General features: G+C 62.9%; 18 protein-coding genes and 1 riboswitch. Of the genes, 13 read left to right on the top strand and 5 right to left on the bottom strand.

The genetic code is table 11. The features are described 5' to 3' along the window. Positions 1-34 precede the first annotated feature (34 nt). Complete coding sequence (locus tag art_RS13975; RefSeq protein ID WP_038465709.1) at positions 35-1,213, bottom strand: cation:proton antiporter; 1,179 nt, start codon at positions 1,211-1,213, stop codon at positions 35-37. A 6-nt stretch (positions 1,214-1,219) separates the two neighbouring features. Continuing rightward, positions 1,220-1,705 (bottom strand): cation:proton antiporter regulatory subunit, encoded by a 486-nt coding sequence (locus tag art_RS13980; RefSeq protein WP_038465711.1) that lies wholly within the window; start codon positions 1,703-1,705, stop codon positions 1,220-1,222. 154 nt (positions 1,706-1,859) lie between these two features. Between art_RS13980 and dcd the strand changes: the two genes are divergently transcribed. Continuing rightward, the gene (gene dcd / locus art_RS13985; protein WP_038465713.1) at positions 1,860-2,435 is read left to right on the top strand and encodes a dCTP deaminase; all 576 of its coding nucleotides are present in this window, start codon (positions 1,860-1,862) and stop codon (positions 2,433-2,435) included. 185 nt (positions 2,436-2,620) lie between these two features. Here dcd and art_RS13990 read toward each other — a convergent pair whose 3' ends face one another. Further along, entirely contained in the window at positions 2,621-3,943 is a 1,323-nt protein-coding gene (locus tag art_RS13990; protein WP_038465715.1) for an MFS transporter, read from the bottom strand. 212 nt (positions 3,944-4,155) lie between these two features. On the opposite strand from art_RS13990, the gene art_RS13995 reads away from it, so the two are divergent. From art_RS13995 to mnhG, 6 genes are read left to right on the top strand one after another with little or no spacing between them, the layout of a single operon-like run. Then, complete coding sequence (locus tag art_RS13995; RefSeq protein WP_038465718.1) at positions 4,156-7,131, top strand: Na+/H+ antiporter subunit A; 2,976 nt, start codon at positions 4,156-4,158, stop codon at positions 7,129-7,131. Next, a complete protein-coding gene (locus art_RS14000; protein WP_082000307.1) occupies positions 7,128-7,670 on the top strand; it encodes a Na(+)/H(+) antiporter subunit C in 543 nt (180 codons plus the stop codon). The genes art_RS13995 and art_RS14000 overlap by 4 nt, the downstream gene beginning before the upstream one ends. Further along, positions 7,667-9,295, top strand: coding sequence for a Na+/H+ antiporter subunit D (locus art_RS14005; protein WP_038465720.1), 1,629 nt, complete (start codon positions 7,667-7,669; stop codon positions 9,293-9,295). The genes art_RS14000 and art_RS14005 overlap by 4 nt, the downstream gene beginning before the upstream one ends. Continuing rightward, on the top strand, positions 9,292-9,900 hold the full coding sequence (locus art_RS14010; RefSeq protein WP_052136572.1) for a Na+/H+ antiporter subunit E: 609 nt from the start codon (positions 9,292-9,294) through the stop codon (positions 9,898-9,900). Before art_RS14005 ends, art_RS14010 begins: the two co-directional genes overlap by 4 nt. Further along, on the top strand, positions 9,897-10,172 hold the full coding sequence (locus art_RS14015; protein WP_082000308.1) for a monovalent cation/H+ antiporter complex subunit F: 276 nt from the start codon (positions 9,897-9,899) through the stop codon (positions 10,170-10,172). Before art_RS14010 ends, art_RS14015 begins: the two co-directional genes overlap by 4 nt. Beyond that, positions 10,169-10,528: a monovalent cation/H(+) antiporter subunit G gene (gene mnhG, locus art_RS14020; RefSeq protein WP_038465722.1), complete on the top strand. Its 360-nt coding sequence runs from the start codon at positions 10,169-10,171 to the stop codon at positions 10,526-10,528. Before art_RS14015 ends, mnhG begins: the two co-directional genes overlap by 4 nt. 194 nt (positions 10,529-10,722) lie before the next feature. On the opposite strand, the gene art_RS14025 is transcribed toward mnhG, so the two are convergent. Next, complete coding sequence (locus art_RS14025) at positions 10,723-10,983, bottom strand: DUF4235 domain-containing protein (protein WP_038465724.1); 261 nt, start codon at positions 10,981-10,983, stop codon at positions 10,723-10,725. A gap of 165 nt (positions 10,984-11,148) precedes the next feature. Further along, positions 11,149-11,266, top strand: a riboswitch (TPP riboswitch). Positions 11,267-11,312: 46 nt separating this feature from the next. Between art_RS14025 and art_RS14030 the strand changes: the two genes are divergently transcribed. The 6 genes from art_RS14030 to art_RS14055 all read left to right on the top strand — a co-directional run bounded on the left by art_RS14030 (position 11,313) and on the right by art_RS14055 (position 17,738). Beyond that, on the top strand, positions 11,313-11,963 hold the full coding sequence (locus tag art_RS14030) for an ECF transporter S component (protein WP_052136573.1): 651 nt from the start codon (positions 11,313-11,315) through the stop codon (positions 11,961-11,963). A gap of 2 nt (positions 11,964-11,965) precedes the next feature. Next, the gene (locus art_RS14035) at positions 11,966-13,558 is read left to right on the top strand and encodes an ABC transporter ATP-binding protein (RefSeq protein ID WP_082000309.1); all 1,593 of its coding nucleotides are present in this window, start codon (positions 11,966-11,968) and stop codon (positions 13,556-13,558) included. Then, positions 13,555-14,352, top strand: a complete 798-nt coding sequence (locus art_RS14040) for an energy-coupling factor transporter transmembrane protein EcfT (RefSeq protein ID WP_038465726.1) — start codon at positions 13,555-13,557, stop codon at positions 14,350-14,352. Before art_RS14035 ends, art_RS14040 begins: the two co-directional genes overlap by 4 nt. Before the next feature lie 78 nt (positions 14,353-14,430). Further along, entirely contained in the window at positions 14,431-15,384 is a 954-nt protein-coding gene (locus art_RS14045) for an L-lactate dehydrogenase (protein WP_038465728.1), read from the top strand. A 210-nt stretch (positions 15,385-15,594) separates the two neighbouring features. Continuing rightward, positions 15,595-17,127, top strand: coding sequence for a UDP-N-acetylglucosamine 1-carboxyvinyltransferase (locus art_RS14050; protein WP_038465730.1), 1,533 nt, complete (start codon positions 15,595-15,597; stop codon positions 17,125-17,127). 2 nt (positions 17,128-17,129) lie between these two features. Then, positions 17,130-17,738: a hypothetical protein gene (locus tag art_RS14055; protein WP_038465732.1), complete on the top strand. Its 609-nt coding sequence runs from the start codon at positions 17,130-17,132 to the stop codon at positions 17,736-17,738. A gap of 70 nt (positions 17,739-17,808) precedes the next feature. Here art_RS14055 and art_RS14060 read toward each other — a convergent pair whose 3' ends face one another. Then, a complete protein-coding gene (locus tag art_RS14060) occupies positions 17,809-19,047 on the bottom strand; it encodes an O-succinylhomoserine sulfhydrylase (protein ID WP_052136574.1) in 1,239 nt (412 codons plus the stop codon). Positions 19,048-19,191 lie beyond the last annotated feature (144 nt).

Below are 19,191 nucleotides of genomic sequence, written 5' to 3' on the forward strand. Positions count from 1 at the left end.
GGAAACGGAAGGTTCGTCCCGCCGTCGTGCTTCCCTATAGGGCAGGTTCGGGCTTTTTACCCTGGAGCAGGCGGACCACAGGCTCCACATAGCGGGCGGCGATGGGCCCGCTTACGGCCATGATCAGCACGTACGTCGTGGCCAGGGCGGCTAGTTCCTTGGGTACAGCGCCGGAGGCCACCGCCAGGCCGGCGATCACGATCGAGAACTCGCCGCGGGCAATGAGGGCGGCCCCTGCTCGGGCGCGGCCGGGCACGCCGATGCCTTGTTGCTGCGCGGCCCACCAGCCGGTGGCCACCTTCGTGATCGTGGTGACGAGGGCCAGAATCAGTGCCACCCCGAGGACGGGCGGGATGGTGCGCGGATCAGTATTCAAACCGAAAAGCACAAAGAACATGGCGGCGAAAAGGTCACGCAGGGGCTCCAGTACGCGCGTGGCGTTCTCGGCCGTGCCGCCGGAAATAGCGATGCCGAGCAGGAATGCGCCCACCGCGGCCGAGACCTGCAGCGCCGACGCCACGCCGGCCACCAGCAGCGCCGCACCCAGCAGCTTCAGCAGGAAGGATTCCCGGTCCGGGCTGTCGAGGACGTTGGAGACCATGTGCCCGTACCGCAGCGCGCCCAGGAGGACCACGGTGATGACGGCCAGTGAAATTCCGACGGCGGTCAGCCCGCCCAGGAGCGAGACGCCCGCCAGCACCGCGGTCAGGATGGGCAGATAGGCGGCCATGGCGAGGTCTTCGATGACCAGGATTGCCAGAATGACAGGTGTTTCACGGTTGCCGAGCCGGCCAAGATCGCCCAGCACTTTGGCAATGATGCCCGACGATGAGCTGTAGGTGATGCCGGCCATGACCAGCGCGCCCACGGGGCCCCAGCCCAGAATCAAGGCGACGGCCACGCCGGGAAGCATGTTCAAGACCAGATCCACCAGGCCCGCCATCCACGACTGCTTCAGCCCTGTAACAAGTTCCTTGGCCGTATATTCCAAACCAAGCATAAGCAGCAGTAGGATGACACCGATCTCGCTGGCAATATGCGCAAAGCCGTCGATCCCGCCAAGGTTTACCAACCCGCCTTCACCAAAGGCCAGCCCACCCAACAAGTACAACGGGACGGGGGACATGCCAATGCGCCCGGCAAGACGACCCAAAAATCCGAGCCCGAAGAAGACGATGCCGAGCTGGATCAGGGAAAGGGTCGTTGGGTCCATGCGGTGCTACTGTCGCGACTGCAAAATGAGCGCCGCTTCGGCCAGTCCGGTATCGGTGCCGACGATGACAACCATGTCACCAACGTGCAGAATCTCGTCGGGGCGCGGCGAGGCAATGACGTCGTCGCCGCGCAGCAAAGCCACGATCGAGGCGCCTGTGAGGGTGCGCATCTGCGTTTCCCCGAGCGTCCGCCCGGCAAAGTCGCTGCCCTTGCGGATCATGATCTGGTGCGTGCTGATGCCGGAGACATCTTCCTGCTCGGCACTGAGCTGTGCAACAAGCTGGGCCGAACCCAGCAGCTGGCCCAGCGTTGAGGCTTCATCTGCGCTGAGCGGGATGGACGCCGCACAGGCGTCCGGGTCATCAACGCGGGAGAGGATGAGTTCGGTATGGCCGTCCCGGTGGGTCACAACACCGATGCGGCGTCCCGTGGCGAGGCGCAGCTCCCTGCGCACGCCAATCCCTGGAAGAGGGGTCTCTTCAATATTCATGGTTCCACCTTAGGCGCAACTGGCCAACTACACCTGTGTACAACGACAAAGGGGCGTGAAATAGTCCCTGCAACGGCGAACGGGCGTCCGTGTGGATCCGCCCTGTTTCCTGCTTGTTTCCCGCTTGCGCGAGCAAGTGCGCTATTTTTAGTAGGTGCTGATCTCTGACCGCGACATACGTGCCGAAATTGACGCCAAGCGCATTGTCTTGGACCCCTACGACCCCTCCATGGTGCAGCCATCCAGCGTTGATGTGCGCATCGACAGGTATTTCAGGCTGTTCGACAATCACCGCTACGCCTACATCGACCCGGCGGAGGACCAGCCCGAGCTGACCCGCCTGGTTGAAGTCGATCCGGATGAAGCCTTCATTCTGCACCCCGGCGAATTTGCGCTGGCCTCCACCTACGAGACCGTGACGCTGCCGGACAATGTTGCCGCCCGCCTGGAAGGCAAGTCCTCACTGGGTCGCCTTGGCCTGTTGACGCACTCCACCGCCGGGTTCATCGACCCCGGGTTCTCCGGCCACATCACCCTGGAGCTGTCCAACATGGCCACCCTGCCCATCAAGCTCTGGCCCGGCATGAAAATTGGCCAGCTGTGCTTCTTCCAGCTGAGCTCGCCCGCCGAGAACGCCTACGGCACGGGTGCGAACCTGAACCGCTACCAGGGCCAGCGTGGCCCCACCGCGTCACGTTCACATCTGAACTTCCACCGCACCATGATTTAGATTTCCCAAAAGGGACGGCGTTTGCGCAAAAAGCTGGTGTTCCAACACCCGCCGATTGCGCAAGCGCCGTCCTTTTTCGTGGCGCACAGGGCGTCATCTCAAATCTCGACGGAGGGGTGAGGTGACCTGCCGGTGGAAGGCACGATCCGCCGTCGAACCTCGTGGTGTGGGAGCCGTGGTGCGGGTTATGCAGCCTTGCCGTGCGGCGGCGCCTTGACCGGCAGCAGCAGCACCAAGCCCACAAGCAGGACCGCCAGGATGCCGATAATGCCCCAGCGCTGGGCGCCAAAAATCAGGATGGAATACCCAAACAGCTGCGGGGCCAGGAAGGACACGGCCCGGCCGGTTGTGGCGTAGAGGCCGAACAGCTCCCCCTCCTGGCCTTCCGGCGCGAGGCGGCCCATGAATGTTCTGGACGAAGATTGGGCGGGGCCCACGAACAGGCACAGGATCAGACCGAAGACCCAGAAGGCGTTTTTGCCATCCAGGAACAGCAGGGCGCCGCCGGACACGAGCAGCCCCAGCAATGACACGACGATGACGTTCTTCGGTCCGAACTTGTCATCGAAGAAACCGGCCGAGAGCGCCCCGATAGCCGCCACAACGTTGCCGGCAATGGCGAAGATGAGCACGTCGCCCGTTTTAAAGCCGAACGAGCCCACAGCCAGGACGGCGCCGAAGGTGAAGATGGCGGCGAGCCCGTCCCTGAAGATGGCGCTGGAGATCAAAAAGTAAACGGTGTGCCGATCGGCTTTCCACAGCAGCCTGATGGTCCAGTACAACTCTTTGTACGACTGTAAGAATCCCACCTTGGGCATGTCCGGATCGGGTTTGGACTCCGGGATGGCAAACATGACCGGGATGGAGAAGACCAGGATCCACAAGGCGGAGAACACCGCCACGGCGCGGTACGTCATGCCGTCAGCGCTCGTGATGCCGAAGACGCCCACCTCGGGCTTGATTAAGGCGAAGTACACAATCAACAGGGCAACAATGCCGCCCAGGTAGCCGGCCGCCCAGCCGAAGCCGCTGATGCGCCCTATGGTCTTCTTCGTGGAGATTTGTAGCAGCATGGCGTTGTAGTTCACGCCGGCAATTTCAAAGAACACATGGCCGGCGGCGATCAGCATGGCGCCAAACAGCAGGTACGACTCATGCGGCTGGACAAAGAAGCAGGCAGCCGTCAGCACCACCACGATGAGCGTATTGATGCCAAGCCACAGCTTGCGACGCCCGCTGTGGTCGGTACGCTGGCCGGCCACCGGGGCCAGGGCCGCGATGGCGAAGCCGGAGATTGACATGGCAAAGGCGAGGGTGGCCGTGGCCTTGTCCGCGCCACCAAAATCGTCGCCGGTCAGGTACAGGGCGGTAAAAATGAAGGTGGTCATGACCGCGTTGAATGCGGCGCCGCCCCAGTCCCATAGCGACCAGGCCACAATTTGCCATGTTGTCCCGGGTTTCTTGTCCGTGGCGGCTGAGGGCGCTGCGGCCGGGCCTGAGTTCGTCATACGGCACATGCTATCCGGGCTGGGCACCTCCTGACCTGCGCCGCGCGAACATTAAGGCCCCTTTCCAGCCCCATTGTCCGTCTCCGTCATCCGGGTACAGCACTGTTCCCGGCCTTTTTACGGGGCGCGGCTTGATAGGGTAAAGGGGTTGGGAAACCAACTTTCACCCCCGTGATTCGCTCATTTCCAGCCCGAAACATGCGGAGACTTTAGTGTTATTAGTCCTTTGTGCACACTTCATTGTGGCCATTTTCGCGCCCATTTTGTTTGCCCGCATGGGCCGTTCGGCGTTTTATTTCCTCGCCGCTGTCCCCGGAATTAGCTTTATCTGGCTCATTTCGCAATACAACAATGTGTTCTCGGCCACACTTCCCAGCCCTTCGCTTGAGATCCCCTGGGTGCCGGTCCTTGACCTGGACCTTTCTTTCCGCATGGATCAGCTCTCGTGGTTGCTGTGCCTGCTGGTGCTTGGCGTTGGTGCGCTGGTGCTGGCTTATTGCGCCAGGTACTTTAAAACGGACGACGCCGGACTGGGCGGCTTTGGTGCGCAGCTGCTGGCCTTCGCGGGGGCCATGTTTGGCCTGGTCACGGCCGACAACCTCATTCTTTTGTTTGTTTTTTGGGAATTGACCACAGTCCTTTCCTACCTCTTGATCGGGTATGCGCGCACGCGCATCGCCGCCAGGCGCGCGGCCCTGCAGGCGCTGATCGTCACCACCTTTGGCGGGCTGGCCATGTTGGTGGGCCTGATTATGGTCGGCGAAAGTGCCGGCACATACAGCATTTCAGGGGTTCTGGCGAAGGCGCCGGAGCTGATGGCTGCAGTGGGCGGCCCGCGGGTGGTGCTGGACATTGGCATTGCGCTGATGCTGGTGGGTGCCGTCACCAAGTCGGCATTGCTGCCATTTCACTTCTGGCTCCCCGGTGCCATGGCTGCCCCCACTCCTGTCAGCGCCTACCTGCACGCTGCGGCCATGGTGAAGGCTGGTATCTATCTCATCGCCCGCCTCGCGCCAGGATTTTCGGACACCGAATACTGGCAAGTCATGATTGTGGTTCTGGGCCTGGGCACGATGTTGCTGGGCGGCTGGCGGGCCTTGCGGCAGTTCGACCTCAAGCTCATTCTGGCCTATGGCACGGTTAGCCAGCTCGGTTTCATCACCCTGGTGGTTGGTTTGGGCAGCCAGGAAGCCGCCATGGCTGGCATGGCCATGGTGCTTGCTCATGGGCTGTTCAAGGCATCGTTGTTTCTCGTGGTGGGCATTATTGACCACCAAAGCGGCACCCGTGACATCCGGGTACTTTCGGGCGTCTTCAAGTCCGCCCCGAAATTGGGGATCGTTGCCCTAGTTGGCGCCGCATCCATGGCCGGACTGCCGCCCTTGGCCGGTTTTGTTGCCAAGGAAGGCATCTTCCAGGCCTTTATCGCCTCAGCCACCTACGGCCCCGCCGGCCCGGTCATCGGCTGGCTTGTTGTGGCCGGCATCGTCCTTGGCTCCGTCCTGACATTTGCCTACAGTGCGCGATTCATGTGGGGTGGTTTTGCCAAGAAGTCCAAGGGCATGGCCACGGTGTTCAAGCCGGTTGGCTGGCTGTTCCTGGCGGCGCCGGCATTGCTGGCTGTCCTGACGGTGGCGTACGGCCTGTTCCCGGCCATCGTTGAAGGCTGGATCAAGCCCTACAGTGAGCAGTTCCCAGGCTACGACCCCCACGGCCTGCATCTGCAGTTGTGGCACGGCTTCACTCCGGCGCTGGGGCTGAGCGCCATCGTGATTGCTGCCGGCCTTGGCTTGTTCCTGATGCGTGGCAAGCTGGAGGCGTTGCAAGCCAAAGTTCCAGCCGTCATCGACTTTGAACGCGCGTACAGGCAGTCCATCGTGGTGCTGGACAGGGTGGCCATCTGGATCACTGGCCGCACACAGCGCGGCTCCCTGTTCTTTTACCTTGCGGTTATTTTAACCACCGCCATTGCCTCCATGCTGGCGGTCTTGTTACTGACGGACCAGGACTGGACTGAAAACATCTACCTGGTGGACGCGGGCTCACCCTTCCAAATGATCGCCGGAGCCGTCATTGTCATAGGCGCCATTGCTGCGGCTAGGGCCAGCAAACGCTTCATGGCCGTGCTCATGGTCTCCGTCACCGGCTACGGCATCGCCTTGATCTTTGCGCTGCAGGGAGCACCGGATCTTGCCTTGACCCAGATGCTGGTTGAAACCATCGTCCTGGTGGCCTTTGTCCTGGCGATGCGCTCGCTGCCGCCAAGCCTGCTCGAACGGAAAGCTGGCAGCCACCGGGGTGTGCGGTTGATCATTGCCGTAGCCTTTGGTGCCATCATGGTGGTGGTTGCCATCGTGACGATGGGATCGCGCATCCACGACCCTGTCAGCCTGAGTATGCCAGAGCTGGCATATGTTGGCGGCGGGGGACTCAACGTTGTCAACGTGACACTGGTGGACATCCGGGCCTGGGACACCTTTGGGGAAATATCGGTTCTTGCGATGGCCGCCACCGGTGTTGCCAGCTTGATCTTTATCCGCAGCCACGGGCGGAAGCTGCCGCGTGCTGAAACGGTGGCAACCGGCAGTATTGGCAAGATGAGCGCGGATGGCTCCCAGCCAACCATTCAGATGGCCAAGCGGTTTGCCACGTCGGCCAGCAACCCCTGGCTGGTGGCAGGCCGCACACTGGCACCCGAGCGGCGCTCAATCATTATTGAAGTGGTGACCAGGCTGGTCTTCCACAGCATCATCATCATTTCCATCTATCTCCTGCTCGCAGGCCACAACGGCACAGGTGGTGGTTTTGCCGGGGGGTTGGTGGCAGGTTTGGCCCTCACCATCCGCTACCTGGCAGGTGGCCGCTTCGAATTGGCCGAGGCCACCCGCATCTCGGCAGGAACCATGCTGGGCCTGGGACTGGCGCTGGCCGCCATGACTGGCCTCATGCCGTTGTTCTTGGGTGGCGAAGTCTTCCAAAGCGCCATCATCGCTTTCGACCTGCCAATCTTCGGGCACGTGAAATTTGTGACGTCCACGCTCTTTGACATTGGCGTCTACCTGGTCGTGGTTGGTCTGGTGGTTGATGTGCTGCGCAGCCTGGGATCTGAGATTGACAGACACGAAGAGGTCGGGATGGAAGGTACTGAACTGTTCGAGGACGATGAACCATTGGAGGTCGTGCGATGAGCGTGAACCTCACGTTGCTGCTCGTTATGGGTGTGCTGTATGCGGTTGGAATCTACCTTCTGCTGGAGCGCAGCCTGACCCGGGTCCTGCTGGGCCTGATGCTGCTGACCAACGCCACGAACCTACTCTTATTGACAACCGGCGGCTATGCCGGATTGGCGCCGATCTTCAACAAAGATATTCCGCCGGCGGAATTTAATGATCCGTTGCCGCAAGCCTTCATCCTGACGTCGATTGTGATTTCCTTCGCGGTGACAGCCTTTATGCTCAGTTTGATTTACCGCTCCTGGCAGCTGAGCCGGGCAGATCATATTCAGGTGGATAGGGAAGATATCCGCGTTGCCAAACAGGAGCTGTACGACGACGAGGAAGACTCGGAGATTGCCATCGAGGTCTCCGACTTCCACGAAAATGACCAGCCACTGGAGAAGCGTGAAACCATACCGGGGATTGGACCCAGAAAAATTCCTCCCGCCCATGGTGCTACACGAACCGAAGACGAAGTGCACCCCGTGACGCCTGGGAAGGACAAGGAATGAACGTTGCCAGCATGGTGCCGCTCGCCGTAGTGCTGCCCTTCCTTGGGGCAGCCTTGGCTTTTGTCTTGATCAGGCACCCACGTGCCCAGCGCCGCGTCAGTCTGAGCACCATCAGCATCACGCTGCTGCTTGAAGTGTGGCTTCTGGCCAGTGTCTGGACTACCGGACCGATCGCAGTTCAGCTGGGTGGCTGGGCACCGCCCTTCGGCATTGTCATGGTGGCTGACCAATTTGCTGCCCTGCTGCTGGTGGTCTCGTCCGCCGTGAGCCTGGCAGTTCTTGCGTATGCGTCAGGACAGGGCGCTGCAGACGGTGAGGAGGACGGCCCGGTTTCCGTCTTCCACCCCACGTATCTGATTCTGATGGCAGGTGTTTCCAACGCTTTCCTGGCAGGGGACCTGTTTAACTTGTATGTGGGCTTTGAAATCCTGCTCACCGCCAGTTATGTGCTGATGACCCTTGGCGGCACGGGCTCGCGAGTTCGCGCCGGCGTCACCTATGTGGTTGTCAGTGTTGTCTCTTCCATGCTGTTCCTTGTGGCCATTGCCATGGTTTACGGCGCCACCGGTACGGTCACCCTGGCCGATCTGGCGGTGAAGATCGGGGAGCTGGATTCCGGTACCCAACAGCTTTTGCATGTGCTCCTGCTTGTGGCCTTTGGCATCAAGGCGGCCGTGTTCCCACTGTCCTTCTGGCTCCCCGACTCCTACCCCACGGCTCCGGCACCGGTGACGGCGGTTTTTGCCGGGTTGCTGACCAAGGTGGGTGTTTACGCCATCATCCGCACGGAGACGCTGCTGTTCCCATCGGACGACTTCAACTCCGTGCTGCTCATCGCGGCCCTGCTCACCATGATCGTGGGAATCCTTGGGGCTGTGGCCCAGACGGACATCAAGCGCATGCTCTCCTTCACCCTGGTGAGTCACATCGGGTACATGATCTTCGGCGTCGCGCTTTCATCGGTGCTTGGCCTGGCCGCCACAATTTATTACGTCATCCACCACATCACCATCCAGACAAGCCTGTTCATGGTGACCGGGCTGATTGAGCGCCGCGGCGGGACTTCTTCCATCAGTCGTCTCGGGGGGCTGGCGAAACTTTCACCCATCCTGGCCGTGCTGTATTTCATCCCTGCCATGAATCTCTCCGGTATCCCGCCGTTCTCCGGTTTCCTGGGCAAGCTGGGACTGTTGCAGGCGGGCGTGGCTGACGGTTCGCCGCTGGCCTACACTCTCGTCGTCGGCGGTGTGGTGGCAAGCCTGCTCACGCTGTTGGTGATGGCCAGGGTGTGGAACCGGGTGTTCTGGCGCAGCACGGCCGATGCCGAAGCTCCAGAACCCGTGCTGCTCGCCACGGCCCCTGACGCTGCGGGTGAGCCGAGCATGCGCGCACTGCGGTCAAGCAAGCATGTGGACGCAGTGGAGGGACGTTTTTCCGGTGACAATGAGATCCCGATCCTGCCCAAGATGATGGTGTATTCAACCATGGGACTGGTGGTGCTCGGTGTGGCTATGACAGTGTTTGCCGGGCCGCTCATGGATCTGAGCCAGGACGCAGCAACCAGCATGTTGGACCGCGTCCCGTACATCGAAGCCGTTTTGGGTGTGGGGGCGGCAACGCCATGAGCCAGCCGATAAGGAACGAACGAAGAATAGACTTTCTGCAAAAGTTGCCGCTGCTTGTTTGGCTGGTGCTTGTGTGGGGCTCGCTATGGCAGGATTTTAGCCCCGGCAACCTGCTTTTTGGTGCGTTGATCGCCATTGGCGTCTCGCATGCGTTTTACCTTCCGCCCATTGAACTCAGTGGACGGTTCAATGTCCTGCGGGCCGTGACGTTCCTGCTGTGGTTCATCAAGCAGGTCTCCATTGCGAGTTTCCAGGTGTTGTACTGGGCCATCGTGAAAGGGCCGAACATCCGCAATGCCATCCTGGCGGTGCCCTTGCGCAGCCCCTCGGATTTTATGATGACGGCGGTTGGCCACGTGCTCTCCCTCATTCCCGGCTCACTGGTGGTTGAGGTGGACAGGGGATCGGCAACTCTCTATGTGCATGCCATGAACGCGCCCACGCCCGCTGATGTGGACAGGATTCGCGCGGACATCCAAGACTTTGAAGCCAGGCTGATTGAAGTCATGGGAACGAAGGCAGAACTGGCTGCCGTGAAGGCTGAACGGGCAGGCGCGCCCATGGTGACGTATGCGCAGACTCTCGGCCGTGAGGAGACACCATGAGCGCCATGGAGATAGTGATTTTGATTGTGGCGGCCTTGCTGACGCTTGCCTCGGCGGGCACCATCTACCGCATCGCCAAGGGCCCGTCACTGCTTGACAGGGTCATCGCCGCGGATGTTTTACTGGCCATCTTTGGGGCTGCACTGGCCACGGAGATGGCGATGAACAAACACCTGGACAACCTGGCACTGCTGGTGGTGTTGACGGTGATTGGCTTTATCGGCTCGGTGACGGTTGCCCGGTTTGTAGCGCACAAGAAGGAGGACGGATGAACACTTTCATCGATGTCTTGACGGCAATCTTCCTCTTGGTTGGCGCCACCATGAGCCTTGCGGCCGCTATTGGCCTGCTGCGCTTCCCGGACTTGTTGAGCCGCATGCACGCAGCCACCAAGCCCCAGGTGCTGGGGCTGCTGCTGATGCTGGCAGCCCTGGGCCTGCAGATGCAGGCGTGGTCGCTGCTACCCATCCTCCTGGTGGCCTGGCTGTTTCAGCTCCTGACCGTTCCAGTCTCAGCGCACATGGTGGGCAGGGCGGGTTACCGCACCAAACACCGCCGCCCGGAACTGCTCAGTGTTGACGAGCTGGACCAGGTAGTGGCGGCCGCCGTCGACGACGCCAAGGACTAGCAACCCCTCCGCCCGCGACCCCTTTGGGTATTCGTCCGAATATCGTTCCGCGAACTGACAGTTGTTGCCCTCTCCCAGCCCTCTCACAGGGCTGGGAGGGCAACAACTGCCAGTTCGGCGCCGTATTCGGCCGAAACTGGCCGGAACCTGCTGTTTCAACGTGAATGACAGTGCACATGCAAGCGGGCGGGTGCTCAGACCTCGTCGGGGTGCTTACTAAAGCGTGCGATGGCCTTTTGTGTTGTGCGACCGGCGAGGGTCTGGATGATGGCTGCCACAGCAGAGGACACCAACGCGAAGACCAGCGCCGAACGCAGGCTGTTCTCCAGATCCGCCCCGTCCTTGGGCGGCTTGTTGCCTGTGCTTTTCTCCCAGACGGTGTCCACCAGTTTGCTGGCGACGAAGCCTGCGCCCAGGCTCACACCGGTACCGAGCAATTTTACGACAATGTTCATAATGGACTCCTGAATTCTGTGACCAGACATGGCGGGCAAAAGCCTACGATCAGCCTAACGCCTTGCGACAGTTTCATGAGGGCGCCGCCGGCAAGGGGGCCACCTTGCATCATGACGGATGCATTAGCCCCCGGCAGGAGCCAGGGGTAAACTGAAGCCGCAATTCAAACACGACAGGGGAGCGTCCACCCGACCTGGGTAGCGGCGCTGAGAGTGCGGTTCGCCGCAGACCCTCGAACCTGCTCCGGTTAGTACCGGCGAAGGGAGTCGAGTTCTCTTCGGCTGCGCGGAAATCCCGTTGCAGCCGCCCCTCCTGCGAAGGAGGAAACATGAGCAAGTCATTCACGGGCGCATCAGCCCAACAAAACGCCCCAAAAAACACGCAACGTTCAGGCAACGGCAAAAGCACGTGGCGGGTGGTGGACATAGTTGTTGTCTCGGTTCTCGGTGTGGCCCTCGGCGTCATCTTTTGGCTCTGGTCCGCCGGTTACGGCCTGATCAGCGCCTTCACCGTCGCATTCCCGCCCGTCGGAGCCCTCTATGGCGGCGGCTGGCTGATCGCCGGCGTGCTGGGTGGACTCGTGATCCGCAAACCCGGTGCAGCACTGTACTGTGAGCTGATTGCCGCCAGTGTTGAGGGCCTTCTGGGCACGCACTTTGGTTTCACTGTGCTGCTCTCCGGACTCGTTCAGGGCCTGGGCGCGGAACTCGGCTTTGCCCTGTTCCGTTACAAAAAGTTCAACCTGCCGGTGGCCCTCGTGGCCGGTGCACTGGCCGGACTGGCCCTCGGCCTCAACGATTCTCTGGTGTGGAACATCGCGTGGGCGTTTGAGTGGAAACTCGTCTACGTAATCCTCGCCATGATCTCAGGCACCATCATTGCCGGCTTGGTGTCCTGGCTGGCTGTTCGCGGACTGGCACGTACGGGGGCCCTGGCCAACCTGCCCTCGCGCAACGCCGCAACCGAACGAGTGGTGTAGCCGTGGGTGCGCGAGGCTATCCGGCCACCCACAATTCTGCCGGTCACAACGGCGGCGCCCCGGCGCGCATCAGCGCGAAGAGCTGGGGATGGCAACACTCCGGACGCAGCAAACGTGCCGTGCACGGCCTTGATCTGGAGATCGCGGAGGGGGAGCGGGTGCTGCTCCTTGGCCCGTCCGGCGCCGGCAAGTCCACCCTGCTGCACGCACTGGCCGGCGTGTTGGGTGATGAGGAGGACGCCAACGAGGTGGGTGAACTGCTCATTGACGGCCGCCCTGTGGCGGAATCGCGCGGCCGGGCAGGGCTCATGCAGCAGGACCCCGACGCCCAAGTGGTGCTCTCGCGCATTGGCGACGATGTTGCCTTTGGTGCTGAAAACCTCGCCGTGCCGCGCGCTGAAATCTGGCACCGCGTCCACGAGTCGCTGGAGTCGGTGGGACTGAACCTGCCCCTGGATCACCCCAGCTCCACATTGTCCGGCGGGCAAAAGCAGCGCCTCGGCCTGGCCGGCATGCTCGCCATGCGCCCCGGCCTGCTGCTCCTTGACGAGCCCACCGCCAACCTTGACCCGGCCGGTGTCGTCGAGGTCCGCGACGCCGTGCGCCGCAGCCTCGACGACACCGGCGCCACCCTCGTTGTGGTGGAGCACCGCGTCTCCGTCTGGCTCGAGGTCGTGGACAGGATCGTGGTTCTGGCCCCGGCCGCCCTGGGCGAGCCCGGCGGGGTGCTGTTTGACGGTCCGCCCGCCACCGTGCTGGCCCAGAGCCGGGAAACGCTGGCCGGAGCCGGCATCTGGCTGCCCGGTTATATCCCGGCGGTGCGGCCCCGCAATGCCATGGACGACGCCGGCACGCACCTGCTGCTGGAGGCGGAGGCCCTTGCTGTCTCCCGCACTAAGCGACGCAAGCGGCACCCGGTGGTGCCGGCCGCCGTCGTGCCTTCCGTGCAGGTCAGCGCGGGGCAGGCGCTGAGCGTGACGGGGCCCAACGGTGCAGGGAAGTCGACCCTGGCGCTGACCCTGGCCGGACTTTTGCCGCCTGCCGGCGGGGTGCTCACTGCGCTGCCGGAGCTGGCCCGGGGAGCCGGACCGGCCCCGCTGAAATGGCGCGGGCGCGAGCTGATCAGCCGGATCGGGACGGTGTTTCAGGAGCCCGAGCACCAATTTGTGGCCGGCACGGTCAGGGACGAGCTGCTGTTTGCACCCAATATTTTGGGGCGCGGCGGCGATCTGGTGGATGAACTCCTGGCACGCCTGCGGCTCGAACACCTGGCGGAGGCGAATCCCTTCACGCTTTCGGGCGGTGAAAAACGCCGGCTGTCGGTGGCCACCGTGCTGGCCGCCAGCCCACAGGTGCTCGTGCTGGACGAACCCACTTTTGGGCAGGATGCCAACACGTGGGCCGAACTGGCCTCACTGCTGACCGAGCTGCTCGATGCCGGCACTGCCGTGGTCTCCGTGACGCACGACGCCGCATTCAGTGAGGTGTTGGGCGGGGCACAGCTGGTCCTTGGTCCTCCTGCTCCCGCCGAGATGTTAGATGGTGACCGCCCAACGGTGGCCCCCGCCGGGCGCGGAAAGGTGGTGCACTCATGAGCGTCGACATCATCGCCGTCCCGCGCTCCACAGCACTGCTGGCCCGCGCCAATCCCCTAGCCAAACTGGGTGCAGGCATGGTGCTGACCATCGTGCTGCTGATCAGCGTTGACTGGGTCTCTGCAACGGTGGCGCTGGTGCTTGAATGCGCGTTGCTGCCGCTGGCCGGGCTGAGCCTGCGCATGCTGCTGAGACGCGGCTGGCCCATCCTGTTCGCTGCGATTGTGGGCGGCTACGGCACAGCACTGCTGGCGCCCAAGACCGGCGAACTGCTGCTGTCGCTGGGACCCGTCACCTTTACCACCGGCTCGCTCGAGGCAGGGGTGGCGATTGCCCTGCGCGGGTTGGCCGTCGCGCTGCCGGGCATCATTGTGCTGGCCTCCACCGACCCCACGGACCTAGCCGATGCGCTGGCGCAAAAGCTGCGACTGCCGCACCGTTTTGTGCTCGGGGCGCTGGCAGCCATGCGCCTGGTGGGCCTGCTCGTGACGGAGTGGCAAACCCTGGGCATGGCACGCCGGGCTCGGGGCGTGGGCGGTGAACCCGGCTTGTTCCGCGGGCTGAAGGCGCAGCTCGGCCAGGCCATGGCGCTGCTGGTGCAGGCCGTGCGGCGGGCTTCGCGGCTGGCCGTCACCATGGAGGCCAAGGGATTTGGTGCGGGCCCGCGCACGTGGGCACGCGTTTCAGCCTTCTCCCCGCTTGACGTCTGGGTGGCGGCCGGCGGACTGGCCATCGCGGCCGCAGCGGTGAGTGTCGCCGTCGTGCTTGGTACGTGGAACCCGGTATTTGGTTAGGGAGGCGCTGGGGCGGGGCTGCGGCGACACGGCGGGACACAACCGGCGCTGCGGAATGGAGAAGACGATACTGGGAGCATGACGATCCCGCGCAGCACCAAGCTCACCATTGTCGGCGCCGGAAGTGTCGGCACCTCCCTCGCCTACGCCGCGCTCATTCGTGGTTCCGCCCGTGAGGTGGTGCTGTATGACATCGCCACGGCCAGAGTGGAGGCGGAGGTCCTCGACCTGGCCCACGGCACCCCGTTCGTTGGGGCCTCGCGCATCACGGGTGGCAGCGACATCGGGCTCGTGGCGGGCTCCGACGTCGTCGTCATCACGGCCGGGGCCAAGCAGGAGCCGGGCCAGACCCGGCTTGAACTGGCCGGTGTCAACGTGGGCATCCTGGAGAAAATGCTGCCGCAGCTCGTGGCCCTGGCGCCCAACGCGGTGTTCATTCTCGTGACAAATCCGTGCGACGTCCTCACGGCCGTGGCCGAACGCATCACGGACCTGCCGCCCGGGCGCATCTTCAGCTCCGGAACCGTGCTGGACTCTTCCCGGCTGCGCTGGCTCGTGGCAGAGGCTGCCGGGGTTGCGCCGCAAAGCGTGCACGCGCTGATCGTCGGCGAACACGGGGACACGGAGTTCCCGCTGTGGTCCGCCGCGACCATCGGGCAGACCCCGCTCCCTGACTGGACCGACTCCTCGGGGGCCCTGCTGTTCCCCCGGGAGCGGCTTGAGGCACTCACTCACGACGTCGTCCATGCCGCCTACAAGGTCATCGCCGGGAAGGGGGCCACGAACTACGCGATCGGGCTCTCGGGCGCGCGCATCGTGGAGGCGGTGCTGCAGGATGAGCGGAGCATCCTGCCGGTCTCGAGCGTGCTGCACGGCTACCGTGGCATTCACGGCGTGGCCCTCAGCGTGCCCTCAATCGTCGGAGCGGGCGGAGTGCAGCGCGTCCTCGACACTCCCATGGATGATCGCGAGGCCGCACAGTTGCAGCACTCCGTGGAGACCCTTGCCGCCTCCATCGCCCTGTTTTCCTAGGCAGAGGGACGAAAGTATCGGCGTGGTTCGTGCCATGGTTTCGGGTGTGGCGCCGGGGCGGGGTACCGTGGAGGGAGCGGCCAGCCCATCAGCTAGTTAGCCCATCGAATTTATCGCACGTAACGGTTATTTCGCCACATATTCTGCATAAACTGTCCAAAAGGTCACATTAGTCCGGCATTTTATGCATCCTATGATATAAATGCATGTATGACTCAAGTGGCTGCAGAAACTGTCGGCGTTTTAGTGCGGGATGCACGGAACGAAAAGGGCTGGACCCAGGGCGAATTGGCAACCCAATTGGGCACCAGCCAAAGCGCTGTGGCCCGGATGGAACAAGGCAAGCAGAACCTGAGCCTGAAGATGATTCAGCGCATGGAAGCCTTGCTTGAAGCCAACCTTTTCAGCGTGGGAGCCGTTTCCAAGAACGCCGTCACACACCTGCGCGTCCACGGCGGACGCCAGCTGTCCGGCAGTGTGGACGTCAACACCAGCAAGAATGCCGGCGTGGCCCTGCTCTGCGCCAGCCTGTTGAACCGCGGCACCACCACCCTGCGCCGCGTGGCCCGCATCGAAGAAGTCAACCGCATTGTTGAACTGCTGACCTCCATCGGCGTCGAGTGCACCTGGTTGGAGGACAACGACCTGCTGATCCGCCGCCCCGCCGTGCTGGACCTCGCCTCGATGGACATCGCCGCCGCCAAGCGCACCCGCAGCGTCATCATGCTCCTTGGCCCGCTCCTCGACGAGGAACACAGCTACCGCATCCCTTACGCAGGCGGCTGCGACCTCGGCACCCGAACAGTGGAGCCGCACATGCAGGCGCTGCGCGAATTCGGGCTCACAGTCAACGCCCACGACGGTTTCTACCAGGTCCAGGCCCCGCTCAGCGACACCGAGGACAGGACCTTTGTGCTGACCGAGCGCGGGGACACGGTCACCGAAAACGCCATCATGGCCGCGGCCCACCGCGCAGGCACCACCATCATTCGCAACGCCAGCCCCAACTACATGGTCCAGGACCTGTGCTTCTACCTCCAGGGCCTGGGCGTCACCGTGGAAGGCGTCGGCTCCACCACGCTGACCATCACCGGCAAATCCCGGATCGATGTGGACATTGAGTATGCACCGTCCGAGGACCCCATCGAGGCGATGTCCCTGATCACTGCCGGCATCGTGACAAAGTCCGAGGTCACCGTCCGCCGCGTGCCCATCGAGTTCATGGAAATTGAGCTCAAGGTGCTCGAACAGATGGGCTTCCGCTACCTCAAGTCCGCCGAATACATGGCCCGCAACGGCAAGACCCGCCTCGTGGACATCACCACGCTGCCCTCCGATTTGAAGGCTGCGCCGGATAAGATCCACCCCATGCCGTTCCCCGGCCTGAACATCGACAACCTGCCGTTTTTCGCCGTCATCGCCTCTTGCGCCGAGGGCACCACGCTCATCCACGACTGGGTGTACGAGAACCGCGCCATCTATCTGACCGAGCTGAACCGTCTCGGCGCCGGCGTCCGCCTGCTGGACCCGCACCGCATCGACATCACCGGGCCCACCGCGTGGCGTGCCGCCGAAATCGGCTGCCCTCCCGCACTGCGCCCGGCCGCCTGCATCCTGCTGGCCATGCTCGCCGCCAAGGGCACGTCCGAACTGCGCAACATCTACGTGATCGAGCGCGGCTACGAGGACCTGGCCGAGCGCCTGAACACCGTCGGCGCCGAGATCGAGTACTTTCAGGACTAACCGTGTCCAAGAGAAATAAGGGCAACGCCGACCGCCGCGCGGCAGGTTCAGAGCTACTTGACTCAGGGTACTTTCGCCAGCGCATGGCCCTTGCCCTGCTGGTCCCACTGTCAATTGCCCTTTCCGTCCTGTACTTGGCGTCAGGCACGTTCGCCGTGGACTGGCTCATCGACAATGTCGCAGCCATGCAGTGGCTGGACGGCTGGTTTGGGCTTGCCGCGGGGGATCTGGTCGCCAGTCTGGTGCTTTATATCCCTGTGGTCAGCTACCTGTCCCTTGCCGGAATTGTGCTGAACCTCGCCATGGGCCGTGTCTACCTGCGTGGCGGCGGCACCAAAGGCTACAACGCCCGGGAAAAGCTTGTGATCGTGGCGGTGTTCATGACGCTCATAAGTGTTCTTTGGGCGTGGATCAGCTGGGACGAGCGCAATGCGGCCTCATTTGCGGCGCTGGTTGCCAACGTCCTGCTGCTGCTGTTGTCAGCGGTTCCACCAGGCCTCGCCCTGGCCGGACGTACCCCGGGTAAACACTTCAAGGACCGGCAGATGTTCGCCGTCATTGCGGTGCTGACAGTGTCCTGGGCAGCGGGAATCTTCTGGGGCCTGGCCTAGCAATCAACTTACGTGCAAGGCTCAGAAGCAGTCCTGCGCATAAACGACTATGCGCAGGACTGGAGGCCAGTTATGCGCGTAAGTTCAGGCCGGTGGATGAAATCGCCGCCAGCGCCGCCGTCAGATCCTTCTTCAGGTCATCCACGTCCTCGAGCCCCACGGACAGACGCAGGAAACCGTCCGACAGCCCGATCGCGGCGCGGCCCTCCGGCCCCATGGCGCGGTGCGTGGTGGTGGCAGGGTGGGTGATCAACGACTTCGCATCGCCTAAATTATTGGAGATGTCGATGATGGCCAAGGCGTTCAGCAGCGCAAACGCTGCCTCCTTGCGGGTTCCGGAGGCGGGCTCGGCCAGCTCAAACGTCAGCACCGTACCGCCGGCCTTCATCTGCTTCTTCGCCAGCTCGTACTGCGGGTGCGACGGCAAATGCGGGTACAGCACGCGCGTCACCTGCGGCTGCGCCTCTAGAAATTCGCCCAGCGCCAGGGCGTTCCGGCAGGAGTGGGAAACGCGCAGGTTCATGGTCTCCAGGCCTTTCGTCAGCACCCAGGCGTTGAACGCGGACAAAGCCGGTCCGGTATGGCGCATCAGGTTCTTCACAGGCCCGTCGATGAACTCCTTCGTGCCCAGGATCGCACCGCCCAACACGCGGCCCTGCCCGTCAATGTGCTTGGTGCCCGAGTACACCACGATGTCCGCGCCAAAGTCGCCGCAACGCTGCAGCAGGGGAGTGGCGAACACGTTGTCGGCCACCACCTTGGCACCCGCGGCATGGGCGAGGTCGCACACGGCCTGGACATCAATGATTTCCTGCATCGGGTTCGACGGCGACTCAAAGAACACGGCCGTGGTCGGCACGGACAAGGCCGTCCGCCACTGCTCCAAATCCGACCCGTCCACGAACACGGTCTCCACGCCCCACCGCGGCAGCAGTTCGTTCAGGATGACAAAGCAGGAGCCGAACAGTGACCGTGAAGCCACCACCCTGTCGCCCGCCGCCAACAATGCGCCCAAGGCGGTGAACACGGCGGACATGCCGGACGCCGTCGCAAAGCAGGCCTCCTTGCCCTCCAAAAGACGCAGCCGTTCCTGAAACGTGGCCACGGACGGATTGCCGTAGCGCGAGTATACGAACCGGTCCACCTCGCCGGTGAATGCCTGCTCGGCATGCTCTGCGGACTCGTACACAAACCCGGAGTTCAGGAAAAGTGCCTCGGACGTCTCCTGGAAATTGCTGCGGTCAAGCCCGCCGCGCACGGCCTGGGTGTCCTGCGCCCATGTGGCTGCGTGCTCGTTAAAGTTGCTCAATTGTGGTTCCCTGGCTTTCGCTGGTGGTGCTGATCAAGTACGACGGCGGCACCCGTGCCGGGCTGTTGGCGCCGGTTGGGCTGTGGGCCGTTGGGCGGCTTCGCTGCTGGCGGCTGCCCCGGCACTTACACATTGGGCAACCCG

Origin of the sequence: Arthrobacter sp. PAMC 25486 (assembly GCF_000785535.1) — a bacterium.
GTDB lineage: Bacteria > Actinomycetota > Actinomycetes > Actinomycetales > Micrococcaceae > Specibacter.